A 23,029-nucleotide genomic window follows, 5' to 3' on the forward strand; every position below is an offset into this window, starting at 1 on the left:
GGTTTCGACTACCCGCGCCGGAGCCTCGTCCGGCGCGGTCATTTCTTTGTCACGTTTCCTTTATCTAACCTTCAAATATGTCTTTCCAAATTATCGCAAATGACGCTATGTTTAGCATAGTGTGCTGCCATGGCGCGGGTGGCCGCCCTTAAGTTAGCTATCATATGCTTTTCTTATGTATAAAATCAGAATAATGCGCTAACAAACAACAACACAACAAATGCAATAACCATAACTATGGGGACTCTCAGGATGAAAATGACGGGTAAGGCCTTACTGGCAGGATGCATTGCACTGGCAATGAGCCACGCGGCGCTGGCAAAAGATATTAAAGTCGCGGTAGTGGGGGCGATGTCTGGCCCGGTTGCCCAGTATGGCGATCAGGAATTTACCGGTGCCGAGCAGGCGGTTGCCGATATTAATGCAAAGGGCGGGATCAAAGGCGACAAACTGGTTATCACCAAATATGACGATGCCTGTGACCCGAAACAGGCGGTAGCGGTAGCCAACAAAGTGGTCAACGATGGCGTTAAATACGTTATCGGCCACCTGTGCTCTTCTTCCACTCAGCCTGCGTCTGATATCTATGAAGACGAAGGTATTCTGATGATCACCCCGGCGGCAACCGCTCCGGAGCTGACTTCACGCGGCTATAAGCTGACTCTGCGCACCACCGGCCTGGACTCTGACCAGGGCCCGACCGCAGCAAAATACATTCTTGACCACGTCAAGCCCAAGCGAATTGCGGTAATCCACGACAAGCAGCAGTACGGTGAAGGTCTGGCGCGTTCGGTACAGGATGGCCTGAAAAAAGGCGGCGCTAACGTCGTGTTCTTCGACGGTATTACCGCCGGTGAGAAAGATTTCTCTACCCTGGTGGCGCGCCTGAAGAAAGAGAACATCGACTTCGTTTATTACGGCGGCTACCACCCGGAAATGGGACAGATCCTGCGTCAGTCCCGCGCTGCTGGCCTGAAAACCCAGTTCATGGGTCCGGAAGGCGTAGCGAACGTATCCCTGTCTAACATCGCCGGTGATTCTGCTGAAGGCCTGCTGGTTACCAAACCTAAGAACTACGATCAGGTTCCGGCTAACAAACCGGTTGTGGACGCGATTAAAGCTAAGAAACAGGATCCGAGCGGTGCATTCGTCTGGACTACCTACGCCGCGCTACAGTCTCTGGCGGCTGGCCTGAACCAGAGTGAAGACCCGGCAAAAATCTCTGAATGGCTGAAGGCTAACAGCGTTAACACCGTAATGGGGCCGCTGTCCTGGGACCAGAAGGGCGACCTGAAGGGCTTTGAGTTCGGCGTGTTTACCTGGCATGCCAACGGTACAGCGACCGACGCAAAATAAACAGCAAACGGCAACCTCTGGTTGCCGTTTTAGTGTTTGCACCCTCTCCCTTTGGGAGAGGGACGGGGTGAGGGTTCTCGCAAACGGCTCTGAAGTTTAGTGTTTACTCCCTCTCCCTTAGGGAGAGGGGCGGGGTGAGGGGGCACCTATTTCTCCCAGCCGCCGCTCTGTGCGCGGAACCCCGAAGCCTGCATAAACGCCGCCATCGCTTCGCGGTCTTCCACGCCAACATCCGCCAGCCACCAGTGTTTAATCGCCGCGTTATCCCGCATCACTTCTTCCAGCAGGTACTGCCCCACGCCGCGGCGACGTGTGATCTCGCGCACCCGCAGCGAATCCAGCGCGCCTTGTGAACCGGTCAACGTGACGCGTACCGCCCCGAGCAGGCGATCGTTAAATTTTGCGGCATAGATCCTTTCGTTATCGCTCAGCGTCAGCGAGGCGCTGGAATATTCCGGCCAGATCTTGCCGAGGTCAATTTTATCCTGAGCACTAAACTCAAACAGACGAATGATGGTGAGTTTCATAAGTGACCTAACCAAAAAGCGGGAAAACGTCGAGTGTAACCAATTTATTTGCCCCAGACGCTTTATCTTTTTTATGCCGCTGAGCAGTTGATTACTTTTTGTGGCAAACCGAAGCCAGCCTTAAAAATGGCAGATTGAATCCTGACCAGGATAAAGCACTAAAATCCAGTGAATTGTTCGGCTCATTGTACCGCTATTTTATGCTGATTTCAGTGCTTTTTTTTGTTTAACTATGGCGAAATACAGAATATTATCTCTACTTAATCGCCTGAAAAATAGAGAGTTTAGCCGGATAAATTGTAAATTTTGCCGCTAACTCCTTCAAGGCAATGATAAAAATGGTCATTGATTAAAAAAAGCACTGAGTGCTTTTTAATCACGTTATGGGGATGGAACGGATGAAGATGAACGCGAAGACATTACTCGCCGGAGTGGTTGCGTTGGCGATGTCTCACGCGGCAACCGCTGGAGATATTAAAGTGGCTGTTGTCGGGGCAATGTCAGGCCCGGTAGCGCAGTGGGGCGACATGGAATTTAACGGTGCCCGCCAGGCTATTAAAGACATCAACGCCAAAGGCGGCATCAAAGGGGACAAGCTTGTTGCCGTAGAATACGACGACGCCTGCGATCCGAAACAGGCCGTAGCGGTAGCGAACAAAATCGTGAACGACGGCGTGAAATACGTTATCGGCCACCTTTGCTCTTCCTCTACTCAGCCAGCCTCCGACATCTATGAAGATGAAGGCATCCTGATGATTACCCCTGGCGCGACGAACCCAGAGCTGACCCAGCGCGGTTACGGCATGATTATGCGCACCGCTGGCCTGGACTCTTCCCAGGGCCCGACCGCGGCCAAATACATCCTCGAGCACGTTAAGCCGCAGCGCGTTGCCATCATTCACGATAAACAGCAATACGGTGAAGGCCTGGCGCGCTCCGTGCAGGACGGCCTGAAGAAAGGCGGGGCTAACATCGTCTTCTTCGACGGCATCACCGCGGGCGATAAAGACTTCTCCACTCTGGTGGCGCGCCTGCAAAAAGAAAATATCGACTTCGTTTACTACGGCGGTTACTACCCGGAAATGGGGCAGATCCTGCGCCAGGCGCGCGCCGTGGGTCTGAAAACTCAGTTTATGGGGCCGGAAGGCGTGGGCAATGCTTCTCTGTCCAACATCGCTGGCCCGGCGGGTGAAGGAATGCTGGTGACTATGCCTAAGCGCTATGACCAGGAGCCTGCCAACAAAGCTATCGTGGATGAGCTGAAAGCACAGAAGAAAGACCCGAGCGGCCCGTATGTCTGGATAACCTATGCGGCGGTTCAGTCTCTGGCAACCGCGATGGACCGTACCGGCAGCAAGGATCCTGCCGCGCTGGTTAAAGATTTAAAAGCGCATGGCGCGAACACCGTTATTGGGCCGCTGAACTGGGATGAAAAAGGCGATTTGAAAGGATTTGAATTCGGTGTCTTCCAGTGGCACGCCGATGGTTCGTCCAGCGTGGCGAAATAAGGCGACGACTCTATAGTCATCCCACCCTCCGGCTTTCTGCCGGGGGGTCATTAAAAGGTTAAGTTATGTCCGAGCAGTTTCTCTACTTCCTGCAGCAGATGTTTAACGGCGTCACGCTGGGTAGTACTTATGCGCTGATAGCTATCGGCTATACGATGGTGTACGGCATTATCGGCATGATCAACTTCGCCCACGGCGAAGTGTATATGATCGGCAGCTATGTCTCTTTCATGATAATCGCCGCGCTAATGATGCTCGGAATTGATGTTGGCTGGATGCTGGTCGGCGCAGGCTTTATCGGCGCGATTATTATCGCCAGCGCCTATGGCTGGAGCATTGAGCGCGTCGCCTATAAGCCGGTGCGCAACTCCAAGCGCCTGATTGCGCTTATTTCCGCCATCGGTATGTCTATATTCCTGCAAAACTACGTCAGCCTTACCGAAGGCTCGCGTGACATTGCGCTGCCAAGCCTGTTTAACGGCCAGTGGATAGTGGGTGCGAGTGATAATTTCACCGCCACCATTACTACTATGCAGCTGGTTATCTGGGTGGTGACCTTCCTGGCGATGCTGGCGCTGACGCTGTTCATCCGCTATTCCCGTATGGGCCGCGCCTGCCGCGCCTGTGCTGAAGATTTGAAAATGGCGAGCCTGCTCGGGATTAATACCGACCGCGTTATCTCCCTGACCTTCGTGATTGGCGCTGCGATGGCGGCGGTTGCGGGCGTTCTGCTCGGCCAGTTCTACGGCGTTATCAACCCTTATATCGGCTTTATGGCCGGGATGAAGGCCTTTACCGCGGCGGTTCTGGGCGGTATCGGCAGCATTCCTGGTGCCATGATTGGCGGCCTGATCCTCGGCGTTGCCGAAGCGCTGACCTCCGCTTATTTGAGCACTGAATATAAAGACGTTGTCTCCTTCGCTCTGCTGATAGTGGTGCTGCTGGTGATGCCGACCGGTATCCTCGGTCGTCCGGAGGTTGAGAAAGTATGAAGCCGATGCATGTTGTCTTTTCGCTGCTCTCTGCGGCCATGTTCTTTATTCTGGCATCGGTATTTATGGGCGTTCAGCTGAGCCTGGACGGTACCAAACTGGTGGTAAACAGCGCCGCTTCCGTGCGCTGGGAATGGGTGCTTATCGGCACCGCCGTAGTGCTGGTGTTCCAGCTGCTGCGCCCGCTGTTCCAGAAAGGCATGAAGAAAGTTTCCGGGCCGAAGTTTGTGCTGCCCGCGCTGGATGGCTCAACGGTTAAGCAGAAGCTGTTCCTGGTGGCGCTGCTGGTTGCCGCCGTTGCGTGGCCGTTTTTGGTTTCGCGCGGTACGGTAGACATCGCCACGTTAACCATGATTTACATCATCCTCGGCCTGGGGCTGAACGTGGTGGTGGGGCTGTCCGGCCTGCTGGTGCTGGGTTATGGCGGCTTCTACGCTATTGGCGCTTATACCTTTGCGCTGCTGAACCACTATTACGGCCTTGGCTTCTGGACTTGCCTGCCGCTGGCGGGCCTGGTGGCCGCCGCCGCCGGTTTCCTGCTTGGCTTCCCGGTGCTGCGCCTGCGTGGTGATTATCTGGCGATTGTGACGTTGGGCTTCGGCGAAATCGTCCGTATCCTGCTGCTGAATAACACCGAGATAACCGGTGGCCCGAACGGCATCAGCCAGATCCCGAAACCAACCTTCTTTGGCCTCGAATTTAGCCGTACCGCCCGTGAAGGCGGCTGGGATACCTTCAGCAACTTCTTCAACGTGGCCTACGATCCCAGCGACAGGGTTATCTTTCTTTACCTGGTGGCGCTGCTGCTGGTGGTGCTGTCGCTGTTCGTGATTAACCGCCTGCTGCGTATGCCGCTGGGTCGCGCGTGGGAAGCGTTGCGCGAAGATGAAATCGCCTGCCGCTCGCTGGGTCTGAATCCGACCCGCATTAAGCTGACCGCGTTTACCATCAGCGCCGCGTTTGCCGGTTTTGCCGGGACGCTGTTTGCCGCGCGCCAGGGCTTTGTCAGCCCGGAGTCCTTCACCTTTGCCGAGTCGGCGTTTGTGCTGGCGATTGTGGTACTGGGCGGGATGGGCTCTCAGTTTGCGGTTATTCTGGCGGCCGTACTGCTGGTGGTTTCCCGCGAGCTGATGCGTGACCTGAACGAATACAGCATGTTGGTGCTCGGTGGCCTGATGGTGCTGATGATGATTTGGCGTCCGCAGGGCCTGCTGCCGATGACGCGCCCGCACCTGAAATTGAAGAAAGAGCAAGTGAAAGGAGAGCAGGCATGAGTCAGCCATTGTTATCCGTCAGCGGCCTGATGATGCGTTTCGGCGGCCTGCTCGCCGTCAACAATGTCTCTCTGGAGCTGCATCCTCAGGAAATCGTTTCACTTATCGGCCCCAACGGCGCCGGTAAAACCACGGTGTTTAACTGCCTCACCGGCTTCTATAAGCCGACCGGCGGCACCATCATGCTGCGTGACCAGCATCTTGAAGGGCTGCCGGGCCAGCAGATTGCTCGTATGGGCGTGGTGCGTACTTTCCAGCACGTACGCCTGTTCCGCGAAATGACGGTGATTGAAAACCTGCTGGTGGCTCAGCATCAGCAGCTGAAAACCGGTATTTTCTCCGGGTTGCTGAAAACCCCTGGCTTCCGTCGCGCCCAGAGCGAAGCCCTGGACCGGGCGGCAACCTGGCTTGAGCGAATTGGCCTGCTCGAGCACGCTAACCGCCAGGCAAGTAACCTGGCCTATGGCGATCAACGTCGCCTGGAAATTGCTCGCTGTATGGTCACTCAGCCGGAAATTTTAATGCTGGATGAGCCTGCTGCCGGCCTTAACCCGAAAGAAACCCATGAGCTTGATGAGCTGATCATGGAGCTGCGTAATCACCACAACACCACGGTGTTACTGATTGAGCACGACATGAAGCTGGTAATGGGCATTTCTGACCGTATCTACGTGGTGAACCAGGGAACGCCGTTGGCAAACGGCACGCCGGAGCAAATCCGCAACAACCCTGATGTCATCCGCGCCTATTTGGGTGAGGCATAAGATGGAAAATATAATGCTGTCGTTTGACAAGGTGAGCGCCCACTACGGAAAAATCCAGGCGCTGCACGAAGTCAGTCTGCATATTAAACAGGGTGAAATCGTTACCCTGATCGGCGCCAACGGGGCCGGTAAAACCACGCTGCTCGGCACGCTGTGCGGCGATCCGCGGGCCACCAACGGCCGTGTGGTATTTGATGGCAAAGATATTACAGACTGGCACACCGCGCGCATCATGCGTGAGGCCGTAGCCATCGTGCCGGAAGGCCGCCGCGTCTTCTCCCGCATGACGGTAGAAGAGAACCTGGCGATGGGCGGATTTTTTGCCGAGCGTGACCAGTTCCAGGAGCGCATCAAGCGCGTCTATGAACTGTTTCCGCGCCTGCATGAGCGCCGCATTCAGCGGGCGGGCACCATGTCCGGCGGCGAGCAGCAGATGCTGGCGATTGGCCGGGCATTGATGAGCCAGCCGCGTCTGTTACTGCTGGATGAACCTTCGCTTGGCCTGGCGCCAATTATCATCCAGCAAATCTTCGACACCATCGAACAGCTGCGCAGCGAAGGGATGACCATCTTCCTCGTTGAGCAAAACGCCAACCAGGCGCTGAAGCTGGCCGACCGGGGTTACGTCCTGGAAAACGGCCACGTCGTGCTGGAAGACACCGGCGAGGCCTTGCTGGCGAACGAAGCGGTAAGAAGCGCCTATCTGGGCGGCTAATAAAAGCAAAACGGCAACCTCGGTTGCCGTTTTTTTTGTTTGCCCCCTCTCCCTGTGGGTGTACATACCGGAGACATGGTGAACACTTGTTCGGGGACATGGTAGACACTTACAACTACGGCATAAGAACCCTCTTCCGGAGTCGCTTATGCCCTGGGATGCGAGAGATACCATGTCATTACGTCACGAGTTTGTTCACTTTGCCTCGCAGGACGGGGCTAACATCCGGGCGCTCTGTCGCCACTTCGGCATCGCGCCCGCCACCGGATATAAGTGGCTTTGCCGCTTTCTCGAGGCCGGACTTCCCGGCCTCGCTGACCGCTCACGGGCTCCCCATCATTCTCCCAACGCCACCGCCGCTCAGGTGGCTGACCTGTTACAGCAGGCACACCTGGCCCATCCCCGCTGGGGAGCCCGCAAGATTAAGGCCTGGCTGGAAGCGCAGGGGCACCACCTTCCTGCCGTCAGTACCGTGCACAACCTGATGCACCGTCACGGCCTGCTACCCGGTGTACCGCCGGGTATCCCCTCTGCCGGTCGCTTCGAACACGGCAGGCCGAACGCCCTCTGGCAGATGGATTTTAAGGGACACTTTCCCTTCGCCGGTGGGCGCAGCCATCCCCTCACGCTGCTGGACGACCACTCCCGGTTTTCACTCTGCCTGACGCACTGCGACAACGAGCGGCGTGAGACCGTGCAGTCACATCTGACAAAGGTGTTTGAGCGCTATGGCCTGCCGGAGAGGATGACCATGGATAACGGGGCGCCCTGGGGAGACACCACCGGGACCTGGACCGCGCTGGAGCTGTGGCTGATGCGTCAGGGTATCCGGGTGGGGCACTCGCGGCCTTATCATCCCCAGACGCAGGGCAAGCTCGAGCGTTTTCACCGCAGTCTGAAGGCGGAGGTTCTGCAGGGGAAATGGTTCACGGACAGCGACCAGCTCCAGCGGGTATTTGACCACTGGCGGGAGGTCTATAACTTTGAACGCCCGCATGAGGGACTGAATATGGCGGTCCCGGGTTCGCGCTATCAGCCTTCGGCCAGACAGTACAGAAGCGATGCTCCCGGGCCGGAGTACGATGACGGCGTGGCGGTAAGAAAAGTGGATATCAGTGGAAGCCTGAGCATCAGAGGTATCAGCCTGAAAGCGGGCAAAGCGTTCAGGGGAGAGCGAGTGGGGCTGAAGGAAAGCGGTGAGGACGGTTGTTATGAGGTGTGGTGGTACAGCACGAAAGTGGGAATGATCGACCTGAAGAACCGGTCGATCATCATGGGTAAAAGATGTTAAAAGGTGTTCACTATGTCCCCGAACATCTGTCTACTATGTCCCCGGAACGTACAGTGGGAGAGGGTCGGGGTGAGGGCATCAGGCTACTCGGTGTTGTTTGCCCCCCCCTGCTCAGAGGGGCGAAGAAAATATATCCCCCCCGATCCAAAGAAACATTTCATTCACCCCGCTGTAACCATTCTGTCATCCGGCCGTTATTTTTCTGTCATTCGAGCGTGTCATGTTACCTCGCGAGCATAAAACGCGTGATTTCGCGCATCCGGCACAACAAGAGAGATAACCGAATGACATCGTTACGACACACAGCTTTGGCGCTGACGCTGGGTCTGGCATTTGCCAGCCAGGCGATGGCCGTTACCACCATCCCTTTCTGGCATTCAATGGACGGGGAACTGGGTAAAGAAGTTGATTCTCTGGCTACCCGCTTCAACGAAACGCATCCTGACGTCAAAATTGTGCCGGTTTATAAAGGCAACTACGAGCAGAGCCTGGCTGCGGGCATTGCGGCATACCGCTCCGGTAACGCACCAGCCATCCTGCAGGTTTATGAAGTTGGCACCGCGACCATGATGGCTTCCAAAGCTATCAAGCCGGTCTACGAAGTGTTTAAAGACGCAGGGATTAGCTTCGACGAATCACAGTTCGTGCCGACCGTTGCCGGTTACTACACCGACTCCAAAACGGGCCACCTGCTGTCCCAGCCTTTCAACAGCTCCACGCCGGTGCTGTACTACAACAAAGACGCTTTCAAGAAAGCTGGCCTGAACCCGGACCAGCCGCCTAAAACCTGGCAGGACGTTGCCGAGTACAGCGCCAAACTGCGCGCGGCCGGCATGAAGTGTGGCTACGCCAGCGGCTGGCAGGGTTGGATCCAGCTGGAGAACTTCAGCGCCTGGCACGGCCTGCCGTTTGCGACTAAAAACAACGGCTTCGACGGCACTGACGCGGTTCTCGAGTTCAACAAAGCAGAGCAGGTGAAACACATTGCGATGCTCGAAGAGATGAACAAGAAGGGCGATTTCACCTACTTCGGCCGTAAAGACGAGTCTACCGAGAAGTTCTACAACGGCGATTGCGCAATCACCACCGCTTCTTCCGGCTCTCTGGCTGATATCCGCCAGTACGCGAAATTCAACTACGGCGTAGGCATGATGCCTTACGACGCAGACGCGAAAGGCGCTCCGCAGAACGCCATCATCGGCGGTGCAAGCCTGTGGGTTATGCAGGGCAAAGACAAGCCAACGTATAAAGGCGTTGCCGAGTTCATGCAGTTCCTGGCTAAGCCGGAAATCGCCGCTGAATGGCACCAGAAAACCGGTTACCTGCCAATCACCACCGCGGCTTACGACCTGACTCGTAAAGACGGCTTCTACGACAAGAACCCGGGTGCGGATACCGCAACCCGCCAGATGCTGAACAAGCCGCCGTTGCCGTTCACTAAAGGCCTGCGCCTGGGCAACATGCCGCAGATCCGTACCGTGGTTGATGAAGAGCTGGAATCCGTATGGACCGGCAAGAAGACGCCACAACAGGCTCTGGATACCGCCGTTGAGCGTGGTAACCAATTGCTGCGCCGCTTCGAGCAGTCTACCAAGTCATAAGATCTACCCCATCCCGCATTCTCCCTGAAAGAGAGTGCGGGATGAGGGGCATAGCTCCACCCGTATCAACATAAACCGAGTAACTCTATGTCATCATCTCGCCCGGTGTTTCGCTCAAGCTGGCTCCCCTACGCCCTGGTGCTGCCGCAGTTGATTATCACCGTCATCTTCTTTATCTGGCCGGCGGGCGAAGCCCTCTGGTACTCGCTGCAAAACCTTGACCCGTTTGGTCTGTCCAGCCACTTTGTTGGCCTGGATAACTTCGTGCAGCTGTTCCACGATAGCTACTATCTGGACTCTTTCTACACCACGATGATTTTTAGCGGCCTGGTGGCGGGCAGCGGCCTGCTGGTCTCGCTGTTTTTTGCCGCTCTGGTCGATTACGTGGTACGCGGTAGCCGCTTCTATCAAACCATGCTGCTGCTGCCTTATGCCGTTGCACCCGCCATCGCCGCGGTGCTGTGGATCTTCCTGTTCAACCCGGGGCGCGGGCTGATTACCCACGTACTGGAAGAGTTTGGCTATAACTGGAACCACGCGCAGAACAGCGGCCAGGCCATGTTCCTGGTCGTGTTCGCCTCCGTGTGGAAGCAGATTAGCTATAACTTCCTGTTCTTCTTCGCCGCCCTGCAGTCGATCCCTCGTTCGCTGGTGGAAGCCGCAGCCATTGACGGAGCTGGCCCGGTGCGCCGCTTCTTCTTTATTTCGCTGCCGCTTATCGCCCCGGTGAGCTTCTTCCTGCTGGTGGTGAACCTGGTTTATGCCTTCTTCGATACCTTCCCGGTTATCGACGCGGCAACCGGCGGTGGCCCGGTTCAGGCAACCACCACGCTTATCTACAAGATTTATCGCGAAGGGTTTGCCGGGCTGGATCTCTCTTCCTCGGCGGCGCAATCGGTGGTGCTGATGCTGCTGGTGATTGTCCTGACGGTGGTTCAGTTCCGCTTCGTTGAACGTAAGGTGCGCTACCAATGATTGAGAACCGTCGCGGGCTGACTATCTTCAGCCATACCCTGCTCATCCTCGGCATTATCGTGATTTTGTTCCCGCTGTACGTGGCGTTTGTCGCCGCGACGCTGGATAACAAAGCGGTTTTTGATACGCCGATGACGCTTATCCCCGGCACCCATCTGTGGGAAAACATCAGCTATATCTGGAACAACGGCGTGGCGGTGAACAGCGCGCCTTTTAGCCGGATGCTGTTTAACAGCACGGTGATGGCGCTGGTGATAACCATTGGCAAAATCGCCGTCTCTATGCTGTCGGCCTTCGCCATCGTCTGGTTCCGCTTTCCGCTGCGCAACCTGTTCTTCTGGATGATCTTTATCACCCTGATGCTGCCGGTTGAAGTGCGTATTTTCCCGACGGTAGAGGTTATCTCTAACCTGAAAATGCTCGACAGCTACACCGGTTTGACGCTGCCGCTGATGGCTTCGGCTACCGCCACGTTTCTGTTTCGCCAGTTTTTCATGACGCTGCCAGACGAGCTGATGGAAGCGGCCCGCATCGACGGCGCCTCGCCGATGCGTTTTTTCTTTGACATCGTACTGCCGCTGTCCAAAACCAATCTGGCCGCGCTGTTCGTGATCACTTTTATCTACGGCTGGAACCAGTATCTCTGGCCACTGCTGATTATCACCGACGCTGACCTGGGAACCGCCGTGGCGGGTATTAAAGGAATGATTGCCAGCGGTGATGGCGTGACGCAGTGGAACCAGGTCATGGCGGCAATGCTGCTGACTCTTGTTCCTCCGGTAGTTATCGTTTTAGTAATGCAGCGCGCGTTTGTGCGTGGCCTGGTTGATAGTGAGAAATAGCCCATGGCAGGTTTAAAGTTACAGGCAGTAAGTAAGAGCTGGGACGGCAAGACCCAGGTGATCCAGCCGTTGACCGTTGACGTAGCGGACGGCGAATTTATCGTCATGGTTGGGCCGTCGGGCTGCGGTAAATCTACGCTGCTGCGTATGGTCGCCGGGCTTGAGCAGGTCACCAGCGGCGACATCTGGATTGACAGCCAGCGCGTCACTGACATGGAGCCAAAAGAACGCGGCATTGCGATGGTGTTCCAGAACTACGCCCTCTACCCGCATATGACGGTGGAAGAGAACATGGCGTGGGGGCTGAAAATTCGCGGTCTGGGCAAAGAACAAATCCGCCAGAAAGTGCTGGAAGCCGCCCGTATTCTTGAGCTGGATGCGCTGTTAACCCGCCGCCCGCGCGAGCTTTCCGGCGGCCAGCGCCAGCGTGTGGCTATGGGCCGCGCCATCGTGCGTGACCCGGCGGTATTCTTGTTCGATGAACCTCTGTCCAACCTCGATGCCAAGCTGCGCGTGCAGATGCGCCTTGAGCTACAGCAGCTGCATCGCCGCCTGAAAACCACCAGCCTGTACGTTACGCACGACCAGGTCGAAGCCATGACACTCGCCCAGCGCGTGATGGTGATGAACAAAGGCATAGCGGAGCAAATTGGTACTCCGGTTGAAGTTTATGAGCGCCCGGCCAGCCGCTTTGTTGCCAGCTTTATCGGCTCTCCTGCGATGAACCTGCTGGAGGGCAAAATCAGCATCGACGGCTCGCGCTTTGAGCTGGATGGCGGTGACGTATTGCCAATTGGCAGCCAGCATTTACAGTGGGTTGGCCGCCCGATGACGCTGGGTATCCGCCCGGAACATATTGCGATAAGCTCACAGGCTGCAGGCGGCATTCCCATTGTTGTTGAAACTCTGGAAATGCTCGGCGCCGATAACCTGGTGCACGGCCGCTGGGGCGGTCAAAAGGTGGTTATTCGCCTTTCACACCAGGAGCGTCCTCAGCCGGGAACCACGCTGTGGGTCCATCTGCCGGAAGAACATCTGCACTTCTTTGATGGTAAAAACGGACAACGCTTATGAGCAACTGGCCCTATCCAAAAATCGTCGCCCACCGTGGCGGCGGTAAACTGGCACCGGAAAATACCCTCGCGGCAATCGACGTGGGGGCGCGCTACGGCCACACCATGATTGAGTTTGACGCCAAGCTTTCACGCGATGGGCAAATTTTCCTGCTGCACGACGATACCCTGGAGCGCACCAGCAACGGCTGGGGCGTTGCCGGAGAGCTGAACTGGGATAACCTGCTGAAAGTGGATGCGGGTAGCTGGTTCAGCCGCGAATTTGCCGGCGAGCCGCTGCCGCTGCTCTCTCAGGTTGCCGAACGCTGTAGGCAGCACGGCATGATGGCCAATATCGAAATCAAGCCGACCACCGGCCTGGAAACGGAAACCGGTAAAGTGGTGGCATTGGCCGCCCGCGAATTGTGGGCCGGGCAAACCGCACCGCTGCTTTCGTCTTTTGAAATCCCGGCGCTGGAAGCCGCGCAGCAGGCTGCACCTGAGCTGCCTCGCGGGCTGCTGCTGGACGAATGGCGTGACGACTGGCGCGAACTGACCACCCGTTTACAGTGCGTGTCGATTCACCTGAATCATCAACTGCTGGATGAGGCTCGCGTGAAGGAGCTGAAAGCGGCGGGCTTATATATTCTGGTGTATACCGTGAACGTTCCGCATCGTGCAGCGGTGCTGCTGGAGTGGGGCGTCGATGCCATCTGTACCGATCGCATCGACGAGATTGGCCCTGATTTTAACGCCTGAGTTTTACGGCGTAACGGGCGGCAGAGTTGAGCTATTTTGATTCAGCATGCCGCCGTTTCCTGCCTTCAGCATCCCGTTTTTGCCGCTCGGTAGCGGCTGCTCCCTTATCCCCGGCTGTGATTGTAAAACCCGCTGCGAGTTGTTGTTGAGCTGCGTCTGTAGCTTCTGCTGTTGAAGCTGGCTCTGCGTCTGAAGCTGCTGTTTAAGCATCCCCTGCTGCTGGGTCTGCTGAGCCTGCATTTCCGACTGCATGCGCTGCTGGCTCGGATTCTGGTAGCCAGGCAGGTTTGGATTATTGGTGGTGTTCAGCGGCTGGGCCAGCGCCGTTAAGGGCAGCAGGGCTGCCAAAAGCCATACTTTTTTCATCGTCATCTCCTCCCGTCAGGGGCTTTTTAAGTTTACTCCGTTTCCCTTCACACGGTGATTATTTCGGATTTGTGAACCAGGATTAAGCGGGGACTTTCCCCGGGTAAATGAGGATATAACGATGATAAAACAGTGGAAAAAACTGAGCTGGGCCGCTATCCCGGCGTTGTTAATTGGGCTATGCCTGCCGGGTGTTGCGGCTCCTCCGCCGGTTTCTTACGGCGTGGAAGTGGATGTTCACCATCCTGTTGTAGCCGAACATGGAATGGTGTCTTCTCAGGATGCGGCGGCAACCCGGGTTGGCGTTGAGATTTTAAAGCAGGGCGGCAATGCGGTTGATGCCGCAGTCGCCGTGGGTTATGCGCTGGCGGTCACGCACCCGCAGGCGGGGAATATTGGCGGCGGCGGTTTTATGATGCTGCGAACGAAAGACGGCAAAACCGTCGCCATTGACTTCCGTGAAATGGCGCCTGAGAAAGCCAGCCGCGATATGTTCCTGGATGATAAAGGCAATGCGGACAGCAAAAAATCGCTGACCTCACACCTGGCCTCCGGCACGCCCGGCACCGTGGCCGGTTTTAGCCTGGCGCTGGAGAAATACGGCACTATGCCGCTGAACAAAGTGGTGCAGCCTGCGATCAAGCTGGCGCGTGATGGTATTACCGTCAACGATGCGCTGGCGGACGATCTCAAGCAGTACGGTGCGGAAGTGATCCTGAACCACGAAAACAGCAAGGCCATTTTCTGGAAGGCTGACGGCCAGCCGCTGCAAAAAGGCGATAAGCTGGTGCAGGCGAACCTCGCAAAAAGCCTGGAGATGATTGCCGAGCAGGGGCCGGATGCTTTCTATAAAGGCACGATTGCCGACCAGATTGCCGAAGAGATGGCAAAAAACGGCGGGCTGATAAGTAAGGAGGATCTCGCCAACTATAAAGCGGTGGAGCGCAAGCCCGTCAGCGGCGAATACCGTGGCTATGAGGTTTACTCCATGCCGCCTCCGTCTTCCGGCGGTATTCATATCGTGCAGATCCTGAATATTCTCGAAAACTTCGACCTTGCGAAATATGGCTTCGGCAGCGCCGATGCGATGCAGGTTATGGCCGAGGCCGAAAAATATGCCTACGCCGACCGCTCGGAATATCTTGGCGATCCGGATTTTGTGAAGGTGCCCTGGCAGGCGCTGACCAGCAAGGCCTATGCGAAATCACTGGCCGAGAAAATCGATATCAACAAAGCCCGCCCGTCGAGTGAAATCAAACCCGGCAAACTTGCCCCTTATGAAAGCGACCAGACCACACATTTCTCGGTGGTGGATAAAGACGGCAACGCTGTGGCGGTAACCTATACGCTCAATACCGTATTTGGCACCGGCATCGTTGCGGGTAATACCGGCATTCTGATGAATAACCAGATGGATGACTTCTCCGCCAAGCCCGGCACGCCCAACGTTTACGGGCTGGTAGGTGGGGAGGCCAACGCCGTGGGGCCACATAAACGCCCGCTTTCTTCTATGTCGCCGACGATTGTGGTGAAAGACGGTAAAACATGGCTGGTGACCGGTAGCCCGGGCGGTAGCCGCATTATCACCACCGTGCTGCAAATGGTGGTCAACAGCATCGACTTTGGAATGAACGTTGCCGAAGCGGCCAATGCCCCGCGCTTCCATCATCAGTGGCTGCCGGACGAGCTGAGGGTGGAGAAGGGCTTTAGCCCGGATACGCTAAAACTGCTTAAAGAGAAGGGGCAAAACGTCGAAGTGAAGGCGGCTATGGGCAGTACGCAAAGCATTATGGTCGCGCCGGACGGCAAGCTTTATGGCGCTTCAGACCCGCGCTCGGTAGATGATTTAGCGGCAGGATACTGATTATATTACTTTCCCCTCTCCCTAAAAAGGAGAGGGGAGCGTTCAAGCTGAAGCCAGTTTTTCTTTCTCCCTCTCCCTGTTAGGGAGAGGGGCGGGGTGAGGGTAAAAATCACTCCGGTTTAAAACGTGCCATAAAGTAAGCGTCCACATACTCGCCGTCGCGCAGGGCGAAGCGCTTGCCGGTGCCTTCCACCTCGAAGCCAAACTTGCGGTAGGCCGCCAGCGCCGGTGCGTTATCGGTATACACCGTTAGCTCAATACGGCTGATGCGCAGCCAGTTGTCACACAGGTTAACCATCTCCTGAATCAGAGCCGAAGCAACGCCCTTGCCCTGATGGTCGGCATGCACGCCCATGCCAAATGTTGCCACATGGCTGCGGCGTGGAGACTGCTCCACCGACAGCGTCAGTTGCCCGACAATCTCATCTCCAACGCAGGCCACCAGATGCCGGCTGCCCGGTTTGGGGTCAGTAATTCGGTCATACCAGGCTTTTAGAGGCGGATGAGGTAGCTGTAGCGTGTCGCGGTAAAGCGCCGGATGGGCATACATTTTCTGTAAAGCTTCCGCATCGCCGGGTTCGGCGTGACGCACGACAACAGATTTCATCCTTTTATCCTCAATGGGTTATGGAAAACCTTTTAAACATCATTGACTTTGAAGTTCAAGTCAATGCCATTTTTTTCAAAAAAAACTTTACAAGTGCGAATGATAATGATTATTATTGCCATGCGTTCAGGGGAGACCCCTACGGAGACATCCTGAAAGCACGACATTGCTCACATTGCTTCCAGTATTACTTTAGCCAGCCGGGTGCTGGCTTTTTTTTTGCCCTTCTTATTTGAAGCCGTAGCTGCGTTGGCTGCGCTCAGTTACCCGAATCACTTACCCAAGTAAGCTCATCGGGATACCTTCCCTTGCCGCCTTGCTACAACTCCAACTAATGTGGGCAAACCTCAGTCTTTCTTATTTGAAGCCGTAGCTGTGTTGGCTGCGCTCAGTTACCCGAATCACTTACCCAAGTAAGCTCATCGGGATACCTTCCCTTGCCGCCTTGCTACAACTCCAACTAATGTGGGCAAACCTCAGTCTTTCTTATTTGAAGCCGTAGCTGCGTTGGCTGCGCTCAGTTACCCGAATCACTTACCCAAGTAAGCTCATCGGAATGCCTTCCCTTGCCGCCTTGCTACAACTCCAACTAATGTGGGCAAACCTCAGTCTTTCTTATTTGAAGCCGTAGCTGCGTTGGCTGCGCTCAGTTACCCGAATCACTTACCCAAGTAAGCTCATCGGGATGCCTTCCCTTGCCGCCTTGCTACAACTCCAACTAATTTGGGCAAACCTTTGTCCAGTTTTAATAAAATACGGGTGAAAAATGCAGTAAGGTAAAGGCAGCTCAAATCAAAAAGGACAATGAAATGACCCTACACTGCGCCTTTATCGGATTCGGTAAAAGCACCACCCGCTACCATCTCCCGTTCGTTCTGGTCCGCAAAAACAAGCTCCACGTTGCCCACATCTTCCGCCGCAGCGAAAAGCCGGAGCTGGAGCAGCAACCGCAATACGCGGGCATCCACTTTACCAGCCAGCTGGACGATATTCTCAACGATCCTGAAGTGAAGCTGGTGGTGATTTGTACCCACGTTGACAGCCACTTTGAGTACGCAAAAAAAGCGCTGGAAGCGGGTAAAAACGTGCTGGTGGAAAAACCGTTTACCCCAACGCTTGCCGAGGCGCGTGAATTGCTGACGCTGGCGAAGGAAAAAGGGCTTGTTGTTTCGCCGTATCAGAACCGCCGCTTTGATTCCTGCTTCCTGACCATGAAAAAAGCCATCGAGAGCGGCAAGCTTGGCAAAATCGTGGAAATCGAAAGCCACTTTGATATGTATCGCCCTGAGGCGGCCGCTAACCCGGGCAAACCTGCGGACGGCGCATTCTACGGCCTTGGCGTGCACACCATGGACCAAATCATCTCCCTGTTTGGCCGCCCCGACCACGTTGCCTACGACATTCGTAGCCTGCGTAATAAAGCCAACCCGGACGACACCTTTGAAGCCCAGCTGTTTTATGGCGACCTGAAGGCTATCGTGAAAACCAGCCATCTGGTGAAAATCGACTACCCGAAATTTATCGTTCACGGCACCAAAGGCTCGTTTGTGAAATACGGTATCGACCAGCAGGAAACCAGCCTCAAGGCGTACATCATGCCGGGCGAACCGGGCTTCGCCGCCGACAGCAGCGTGGCGCAGCTTGAGTATGTGAACGAATCCGGAGAAACGGTACGTGAAGAGTGGAAGCCGGAGCAGGGCGACTATGGCCGCGTTTACGATGCGCTGTATGAAACCCTGATAAACGGCAAGCCAAATTACGTCAGTGAAATTGAAGTTCTCACCAATCTGGAAATTCTGGAGCGCGGATTTGAACAGCCGTCTCCTGCCGCTATAAGCCTCTCCTGATGGTATTTTGGCTCCTCTGACTTATTCATTTTTTTTGAACAGAGGAGTCAATTTTCACCCTCTATGATCCTCCGCTAAATGGGTCCACACTTATCCCATCAAACGAATTGCGGAGGACATATCATGATCTATTTAAGAAAAGCACAGGACCGCGGCCACGCTAATCACGGCTGGCTGGATAGCTGGCATACCTTCTCTTTTGCCGACTATTACGATGCTAACTTTATGGGCTTCTCGGCGCTGCGCGTGATTAACGAAGATGTTATCGACGGCGGCCAGGGGTTCGGGACTCACCCGCACAAAGACATGGAAATCCTGACCTACGTGCTGGAAGGCGCGGTAGAACACCAGGACAGCATGGGCAATAAAGAACGCGTGCCTGCCGGTGAATTCCAGATTATGAGCGCCGGGACCGGCATCCGTCACTCCGAGTACAACGCCAGCGAAACCGAACCGCTGCGCCTGTACCAAATTTGGATCATTCCGGAAAAAACCGGGATTACGCCGCGTTACGATCAGCGCCGTTTTGATGCGCCGCAGGGCCGCCAGCTGGTACTTTCCCCGGATGCCCGTGACGGCTCCCTGAAGGTTTATCAGGATATGGAACTGTCGCGCTGGGCGCTGGCGAAAGATGAGCAGTCGGTGTACCAAATTCCGGCCGATCGCCGCGTGTGGATCCAGGTCGTGAAAGGCGATGTCTCCATCAACGGCACGCAGGCAAAAACCAGTGATGCGATAGCCGTGTGGGATGAGCAGGCTATTTCTGTTCATGCCAACGAAGCGAGCGAAATATTGCTGTTCAATCTGCCGCCGGTATAAACGTTACCCGTCACAACCCGCCCCTGAAAAAGGGCGGGTTTTCTTTTGTCCGTGCTAAACTCGGCTGTCGAAACTTTACAAGCCAGGCAGGACGATGAAAAAGAAAAGACCGGTACTACAGGATGTTGCAGATCGCGTAGGCGTGACCAAAATGACGGTCAGCCGTTTCTTACGCAATCCTGACCAGGTGTCTGCCGCGCTGCAGGTTAAAATTGCCGCCGCGTTAGATGAACTGGGCTATATCCCGAACCGTGCGCCGGATATCCTTTCTAATTCAACCAGCCGCGCTATTGGCGTCCTGCTTCCTTCGCTCACCAACCAGGTGTTTGCCGAAGTGCTGCGCGGGATTGAAAACGTTATTGATGCCCACGGCTACCAGACTATGCTCGCCCACTATGGCTACAAGCCCGAGCTGGAGCAGGAGCGCCTGGAGTCGATGCTTTCGTGGAACATCGACGGCCTGATCCTGACCGAGCGCAACCACACTCCCAGAACGCTGAAGATGATTGAAGTCGCCGGTATACCGGTGGTGGAATTGATGGACAGCATGTCGCCTTGTCTGGACATCGCCGTGGGGTTCGATAACTTTGAAGCAGCTCGCCAGATGACGGCGGCTATTATCGCCCGGGGCCATAAACATGTGGCCTACCTTGGGGCGCGTCTCGATGAACGTACCCTTATCAAGCAAAAAGGCTACGAGCAGGCGATGCTCGACGCGGGGCTGACGCCCTACAGCGTGATGATTGAAAACTCCTCTTCTTATTCCACCGGTATTGAGCTGCTGCGCCAGGCAAAACGCGAATACCCGCAGCTCGACAGCATCTTCTGTACCAACGATGACTTAGCGATCGGCGCGGCCTTTGAATGCCAGCGCCAGGGCCTGCGCATTCCTCAGGATATGGCGATTGCCGGTTTCCACGGCCACGATATTGGCCAGGTCATGGAGCCGCGCCTCGCCAGCGTGCTGACCCCGCGTGAACGCATGGGGCGCATCGGTGCCGAGCGGCTGCTGGCGCGTATTCGCGGTGAAACCATCACGCCTCAAATGCTCGATTTAGGCTTTACGCTGTCGCCCGGCGGCTCGATTTAGTCTATTTTTTTATTTGATGTAGCTCACAGATATACACTTTGCAAGCTAATGGTTATTGCTTATTGTGCAGCCAGCCCGGAAAATGTTATCGGTAACTGTTACCCGTAACAAATTTAGACGCAAAGTTTTGTGTCAGAGTCGGAGCCATCATGAGCACTACTAATCACGACCACCATATTTACGTCCTGATGGGCGTCTCCGGCAGCGGTAAATCCGCCGTTGCCAGCGAAGTTGCCCATCGGCTGAACGCCGCGTTCCTTGACGGCGACTTCCTGCATCCTCGCAGCAACATCCTGAAAATGGCCTCCGGCGAACCGCTGAACGACGACGATCGCACTCCATGGCTGAAGGCGTTAAACGACGCGGCATTCGCCATGCAGCGTACCAACAAGGTTTCACTGATTGTTTGCTCGGCGCTGAAAAAGCACTACCGCGACCTGCTGCGCGACGGCAACCCGAATCTCTCCTTTATCTATATGAAGGGTGATTTCGAGGTGATTGAAAGCCGCCTGAAAGCTCGCAAAGGCCATTTCTTCAAAACCCAGATGCTGGTGACCCAATTCGAAACCCTGCAAGAGCCGCAGGCGGATGAAAAAGATGTTCTGGTCGTCAATATCGACCAGCCGCTGGACGGCGTTGTCGCCAGCACCCTCGCATTAATCAACAAAGGCAGCGCAGAGTGAGTACATTAACGCTTGTTTTAACGGCAGTCGGCTCCGTGCTGTTACTGCTGTTTTTAGTAATGAAGGCGCGTATGCATGCCTTCGTTGCTTTGATGGTGGTTTCTATTGGCGCAGGCCTGTTTTCCGGGATGCCGCTCGACAAAATCGCTGACACTATGCAAAAAGGCATGGGCGGCACGCTGGGCTTCCTTGCCATTGTCGTCGCGCTTGGCGCGATGTTCGGCAAGATCCTGCATGAAACCGGTGCGGTGGATCAGATTGCCGTCAAGATGCTGAAATCTTTCGGCCACAGCCGCGCTCACTATGCGATTGGTCTGGCCGGCCTGATTTGCGCGCTGCCGCTGTTCTTTGAAGTGGCTATCGTGCTGCTGATTAGCGTCGCGTTCTCCATGGCTCGCCACACCGGCACCAACCTTGTGAAGCTGGTTATTCCTCTATTTGCGGGCGTTGCCGCCGCCGCTGCGTTCCTGCTGCCGGGGCCAGCGCCAATGCTGCTGGCTTCCCAGATGCACGCCGACTTTGGCTGGATGATCCTGATTGGTCTGTGCGCCGCTATCCCGGGCATGATTATCGCCGGGCCGTTGTTCGGCAGCTTTATCAGCAAATTTGTTGATTTGAAAATCCCGGAGGACATCTCCGAGCCGCATTTAGGCGAGGGCAAACTGCCGTCGTTTGGCTTCAGCCTGTCGCTTATTCTGCTGCCGCTGGTGCTGGTTGGCCTGAAAACAATCGCCGCTCGCTTTACCGCGCCTGGCTCCACGCTGTACGAATGGCTCGAGTTCATCGGCCACCCGTTCACCGCGATTCTGGTTGCTTGCCTGGTAGCGATTTATGGTCTGGCCTACCGCCAGGGCATGGAAAAAGAGAAGGTGATGGCGGTTTGCGGCCAGGCGTTGCAGCCTGCGGGTATCATCCTGCTGGTTATCGGCGCGGGTGGCGTGTTCAAACAGGTACTGGTCGACTCCGGCGTGGGTCCCGCTCTGGGTGAAGCGCTAACCGGCATGGGCCTGCCTATTGCTATCACCTGCTTCGTGCTGGCCGCTGCGGTACGCATTATTCAGGGTTCCGCGACCGTAGCCTGCCTGACCGCCGTTGGCCTGGTGATGCCTGTTATCGAACAGCTGCATTATAACGGCGCGCAGATGGCCGCTCTGTCTATCTGTATCGCGGGTGGGTCTATCGTGGTGAGCCACGTAAACGACGCGGGCTTCTGGCTGTTCGGCAAGTTTACCGGCGCGACCGAAGCGCAAACGCTGAAGACCTGGACGATGATGGAAACCATCCTCGGCACCACCGGGGCGATTGTCGGCATGATTGCGTTCAGCCTGCTGTCTTAATATCGCCTCAAATCTTGCTTCAAACACCCGGCTATTGCCGGGTGTTTTGTTTTCTACGATTAAGCTTGCCTCTCATCGTGACGCTATTACTCCCTATTAAAGAGAGAGCGTCCGAATGAAAAAATTACTCTTCTTACTGTTATTCCCGCTGCTAACCGGCTGTGCAACGCTGGTGAGTAACAATGACGCCACGGTTTATATCGACAGCACGCCAGCCAGCGCAGCCTTCACGATTTTTGATGACAAGGGTGAAATCGCCGCGCAGGGCACCACGCCAGGCTCCGTTACGCTTAAAAAGACGGACGGCAGCTACTTCGGGAAGAAAAACTACACGCTGACGCTAAAGCATGAAGGGTATTACTCGATCTCCCTTCCGCTGGAAACCCGTTTAAGCCACTGGTATTTATTCGGCAACATTATTTTCTTCGGCGTGCCGGGATGGCTGGTTGTCGATCCGTTTTTTGGCGGCATGTATACGCTGAAGCAGGAAAACCTTCACCTCTGGCTGCGTGCATGCGAGCCGGGGCCATATCGGTATATGTGTTCGTGAAGATGCCGGGGGCGATGAGAGCCGGGAACAAGAGTGTGGCTGTGGGATCTGAAGCTACTGTTATTTTCAGTACGTCTGCGGGCTAAAAGCCAGGCCCTGGTTCCGGCTTAAATTGCCTCAGTTTTCTCTCCGACTGACCAGGGTCCGGGCGTCCGGAACGACCGGAGGCTGTGAGCGTCGGGAACGCATCTCAGCCGACCCAGGGCTGGG

General features: G+C 55.7%; 22 protein-coding genes. 19 read left to right on the top strand and 3 right to left on the bottom strand.

The annotated features are described in order from the left end of the window. Positions 1-252: 252 nt before the first annotated feature. Positions 253-1,356: a branched-chain amino acid ABC transporter substrate-binding protein gene (locus ACG1VR_RS00995; RefSeq protein WP_072145787.1), complete on the top strand. Its 1,104-nt coding sequence runs from the start codon at positions 253-255 to the stop codon at positions 1,354-1,356. A gap of 146 nt (positions 1,357-1,502) precedes the next feature. Here the strand turns inward: ACG1VR_RS00995 and panM are convergent, their stop codons facing one another. Continuing rightward, entirely contained in the window at positions 1,503-1,883 is a 381-nt protein-coding gene (panM, locus tag ACG1VR_RS01000; protein ID WP_395489975.1) for an aspartate 1-decarboxylase autocleavage activator PanM, read from the bottom strand. Positions 1,884-2,281: 398 nt separating this feature from the next. Here panM and livK point away from each other — a divergent pair, with 398 nt between their 5' ends. From livK to ugpQ, 11 genes are all read left to right on the top strand, one after another. Continuing rightward, on the top strand, positions 2,282-3,391 hold the full coding sequence (livK, locus tag ACG1VR_RS01005) for a high-affinity branched-chain amino acid ABC transporter substrate-binding protein LivK (RefSeq protein ID WP_172568825.1): 1,110 nt from the start codon (positions 2,282-2,284) through the stop codon (positions 3,389-3,391). A gap of 65 nt (positions 3,392-3,456) precedes the next feature. Next, positions 3,457-4,383 (top strand): high-affinity branched-chain amino acid ABC transporter permease LivH, encoded by a 927-nt coding sequence (gene livH / locus ACG1VR_RS01010; RefSeq protein ID WP_008457946.1) that lies wholly within the window; start codon positions 3,457-3,459, stop codon positions 4,381-4,383. Next, on the top strand, positions 4,380-5,657 hold the full coding sequence (locus tag ACG1VR_RS01015; protein WP_016538576.1) for a high-affinity branched-chain amino acid ABC transporter permease LivM: 1,278 nt from the start codon (positions 4,380-4,382) through the stop codon (positions 5,655-5,657). Before livH ends, ACG1VR_RS01015 begins: the two co-directional genes overlap by 4 nt. After that, positions 5,654-6,421, top strand: coding sequence for a high-affinity branched-chain amino acid ABC transporter ATP-binding protein LivG (gene livG, locus ACG1VR_RS01020; protein WP_016538575.1), 768 nt, complete (start codon positions 5,654-5,656; stop codon positions 6,419-6,421). The genes ACG1VR_RS01015 and livG overlap by 4 nt, the downstream gene beginning before the upstream one ends. A 1-nt stretch (position 6,422) precedes the next feature. Next, positions 6,423-7,136 carry a high-affinity branched-chain amino acid ABC transporter ATP-binding protein LivF gene (gene livF, locus ACG1VR_RS01025; RefSeq protein ID WP_395489978.1) on the top strand — a complete coding sequence of 238 codons (714 nt, stop codon included), beginning with the start codon at positions 6,423-6,425 and terminating at the stop codon, positions 7,134-7,136. Between the two features lie 148 nt (positions 7,137-7,284). Beyond that, positions 7,285-8,427, top strand: coding sequence for an IS481 family transposase (locus tag ACG1VR_RS01030; RefSeq protein WP_395488908.1), 1,143 nt, complete (start codon positions 7,285-7,287; stop codon positions 8,425-8,427). A 284-nt stretch (positions 8,428-8,711) separates the two neighbouring features. Then, the gene (gene ugpB / locus ACG1VR_RS01035; protein ID WP_172568828.1) at positions 8,712-10,028 is read left to right on the top strand and encodes a sn-glycerol-3-phosphate ABC transporter substrate-binding protein UgpB; all 1,317 of its coding nucleotides are present in this window, start codon (positions 8,712-8,714) and stop codon (positions 10,026-10,028) included. A gap of 87 nt (positions 10,029-10,115) precedes the next feature. Next, positions 10,116-11,003, top strand: coding sequence for a sn-glycerol-3-phosphate ABC transporter permease UgpA (ugpA, locus tag ACG1VR_RS01040; protein ID WP_172568829.1), 888 nt, complete (start codon positions 10,116-10,118; stop codon positions 11,001-11,003). Beyond that, entirely contained in the window at positions 11,000-11,845 is an 846-nt protein-coding gene (gene ugpE, locus ACG1VR_RS01045; protein ID WP_016538571.1) for a sn-glycerol-3-phosphate ABC transporter permease UgpE, read from the top strand. Before ugpA ends, ugpE begins: the two co-directional genes overlap by 4 nt. 3 nt (positions 11,846-11,848) lie before the next feature. Next, positions 11,849-12,919: a sn-glycerol-3-phosphate import ATP-binding protein UgpC gene (locus ACG1VR_RS01050; RefSeq protein ID WP_016538570.1), complete on the top strand. Its 1,071-nt coding sequence runs from the start codon at positions 11,849-11,851 to the stop codon at positions 12,917-12,919. Continuing rightward, complete coding sequence (gene ugpQ, locus ACG1VR_RS01055; RefSeq protein ID WP_016538569.1) at positions 12,916-13,656, top strand: glycerophosphodiester phosphodiesterase; 741 nt, start codon at positions 12,916-12,918, stop codon at positions 13,654-13,656. The genes ACG1VR_RS01050 and ugpQ overlap by 4 nt, the downstream gene beginning before the upstream one ends. Before the next feature lie 3 nt (positions 13,657-13,659). On the opposite strand, the gene ACG1VR_RS01060 is transcribed toward ugpQ, so the two are convergent. Beyond that, positions 13,660-14,022 carry a DUF2756 family protein gene (locus ACG1VR_RS01060; protein ID WP_039898907.1) on the bottom strand — a complete coding sequence of 121 codons (363 nt, stop codon included), beginning with the start codon at positions 14,020-14,022 and terminating at the stop codon, positions 13,660-13,662. A 121-nt stretch (positions 14,023-14,143) separates the two neighbouring features. Here ACG1VR_RS01060 and ggt point away from each other — a divergent pair, with 121 nt between their 5' ends. Next, entirely contained in the window at positions 14,144-15,886 is a 1,743-nt protein-coding gene (gene ggt / locus ACG1VR_RS01065) for a gamma-glutamyltransferase (protein ID WP_395489979.1), read from the top strand. Positions 15,887-15,995: 109 nt separating this feature from the next. Here ggt and ACG1VR_RS01070 read toward each other — a convergent pair whose 3' ends face one another. Beyond that, a complete protein-coding gene (locus tag ACG1VR_RS01070; RefSeq protein WP_395489981.1) occupies positions 15,996-16,493 on the bottom strand; it encodes a GNAT family N-acetyltransferase in 498 nt (165 codons plus the stop codon). 809 nt (positions 16,494-17,302) lie between these two features. On the opposite strand from ACG1VR_RS01070, the gene ACG1VR_RS01075 reads away from it, so the two are divergent. The 6 genes from ACG1VR_RS01075 to ACG1VR_RS01100 all read left to right on the top strand — a co-directional run bounded on the left by ACG1VR_RS01075 (position 17,303) and on the right by ACG1VR_RS01100 (position 22,819). Beyond that, positions 17,303-18,340, top strand: coding sequence for an oxidoreductase (locus ACG1VR_RS01075; protein WP_395489982.1), 1,038 nt, complete (start codon positions 17,303-17,305; stop codon positions 18,338-18,340). Between the two features lie 123 nt (positions 18,341-18,463). After that, entirely contained in the window at positions 18,464-19,159 is a 696-nt protein-coding gene (locus ACG1VR_RS01080; RefSeq protein ID WP_395489983.1) for a pirin family protein, read from the top strand. A gap of 94 nt (positions 19,160-19,253) precedes the next feature. After that, on the top strand, positions 19,254-20,249 hold the full coding sequence (gene gntR / locus ACG1VR_RS01085) for a gluconate operon transcriptional repressor GntR (protein ID WP_395489984.1): 996 nt from the start codon (positions 19,254-19,256) through the stop codon (positions 20,247-20,249). A gap of 149 nt (positions 20,250-20,398) precedes the next feature. Then, a complete protein-coding gene (gene gntK, locus ACG1VR_RS01090; RefSeq protein ID WP_016538562.1) occupies positions 20,399-20,932 on the top strand; it encodes a gluconokinase in 534 nt (177 codons plus the stop codon). Beyond that, the gene (gene gntU / locus ACG1VR_RS01095; protein WP_039898906.1) at positions 20,929-22,269 is read left to right on the top strand and encodes a gluconate transporter; all 1,341 of its coding nucleotides are present in this window, start codon (positions 20,929-20,931) and stop codon (positions 22,267-22,269) included. Before gntK ends, gntU begins: the two co-directional genes overlap by 4 nt. 115 nt (positions 22,270-22,384) lie before the next feature. Continuing rightward, positions 22,385-22,819 (top strand): hypothetical protein, encoded by a 435-nt coding sequence (locus ACG1VR_RS01100; RefSeq protein ID WP_395489985.1) that lies wholly within the window; start codon positions 22,385-22,387, stop codon positions 22,817-22,819. Positions 22,820-23,029 lie beyond the last annotated feature (210 nt).

The organism is Cedecea davisae (assembly GCF_044095835.1).
Taxonomy (GTDB): Bacteria; Pseudomonadota; Gammaproteobacteria; order Enterobacterales; family Enterobacteriaceae; genus Cedecea; species Cedecea davisae.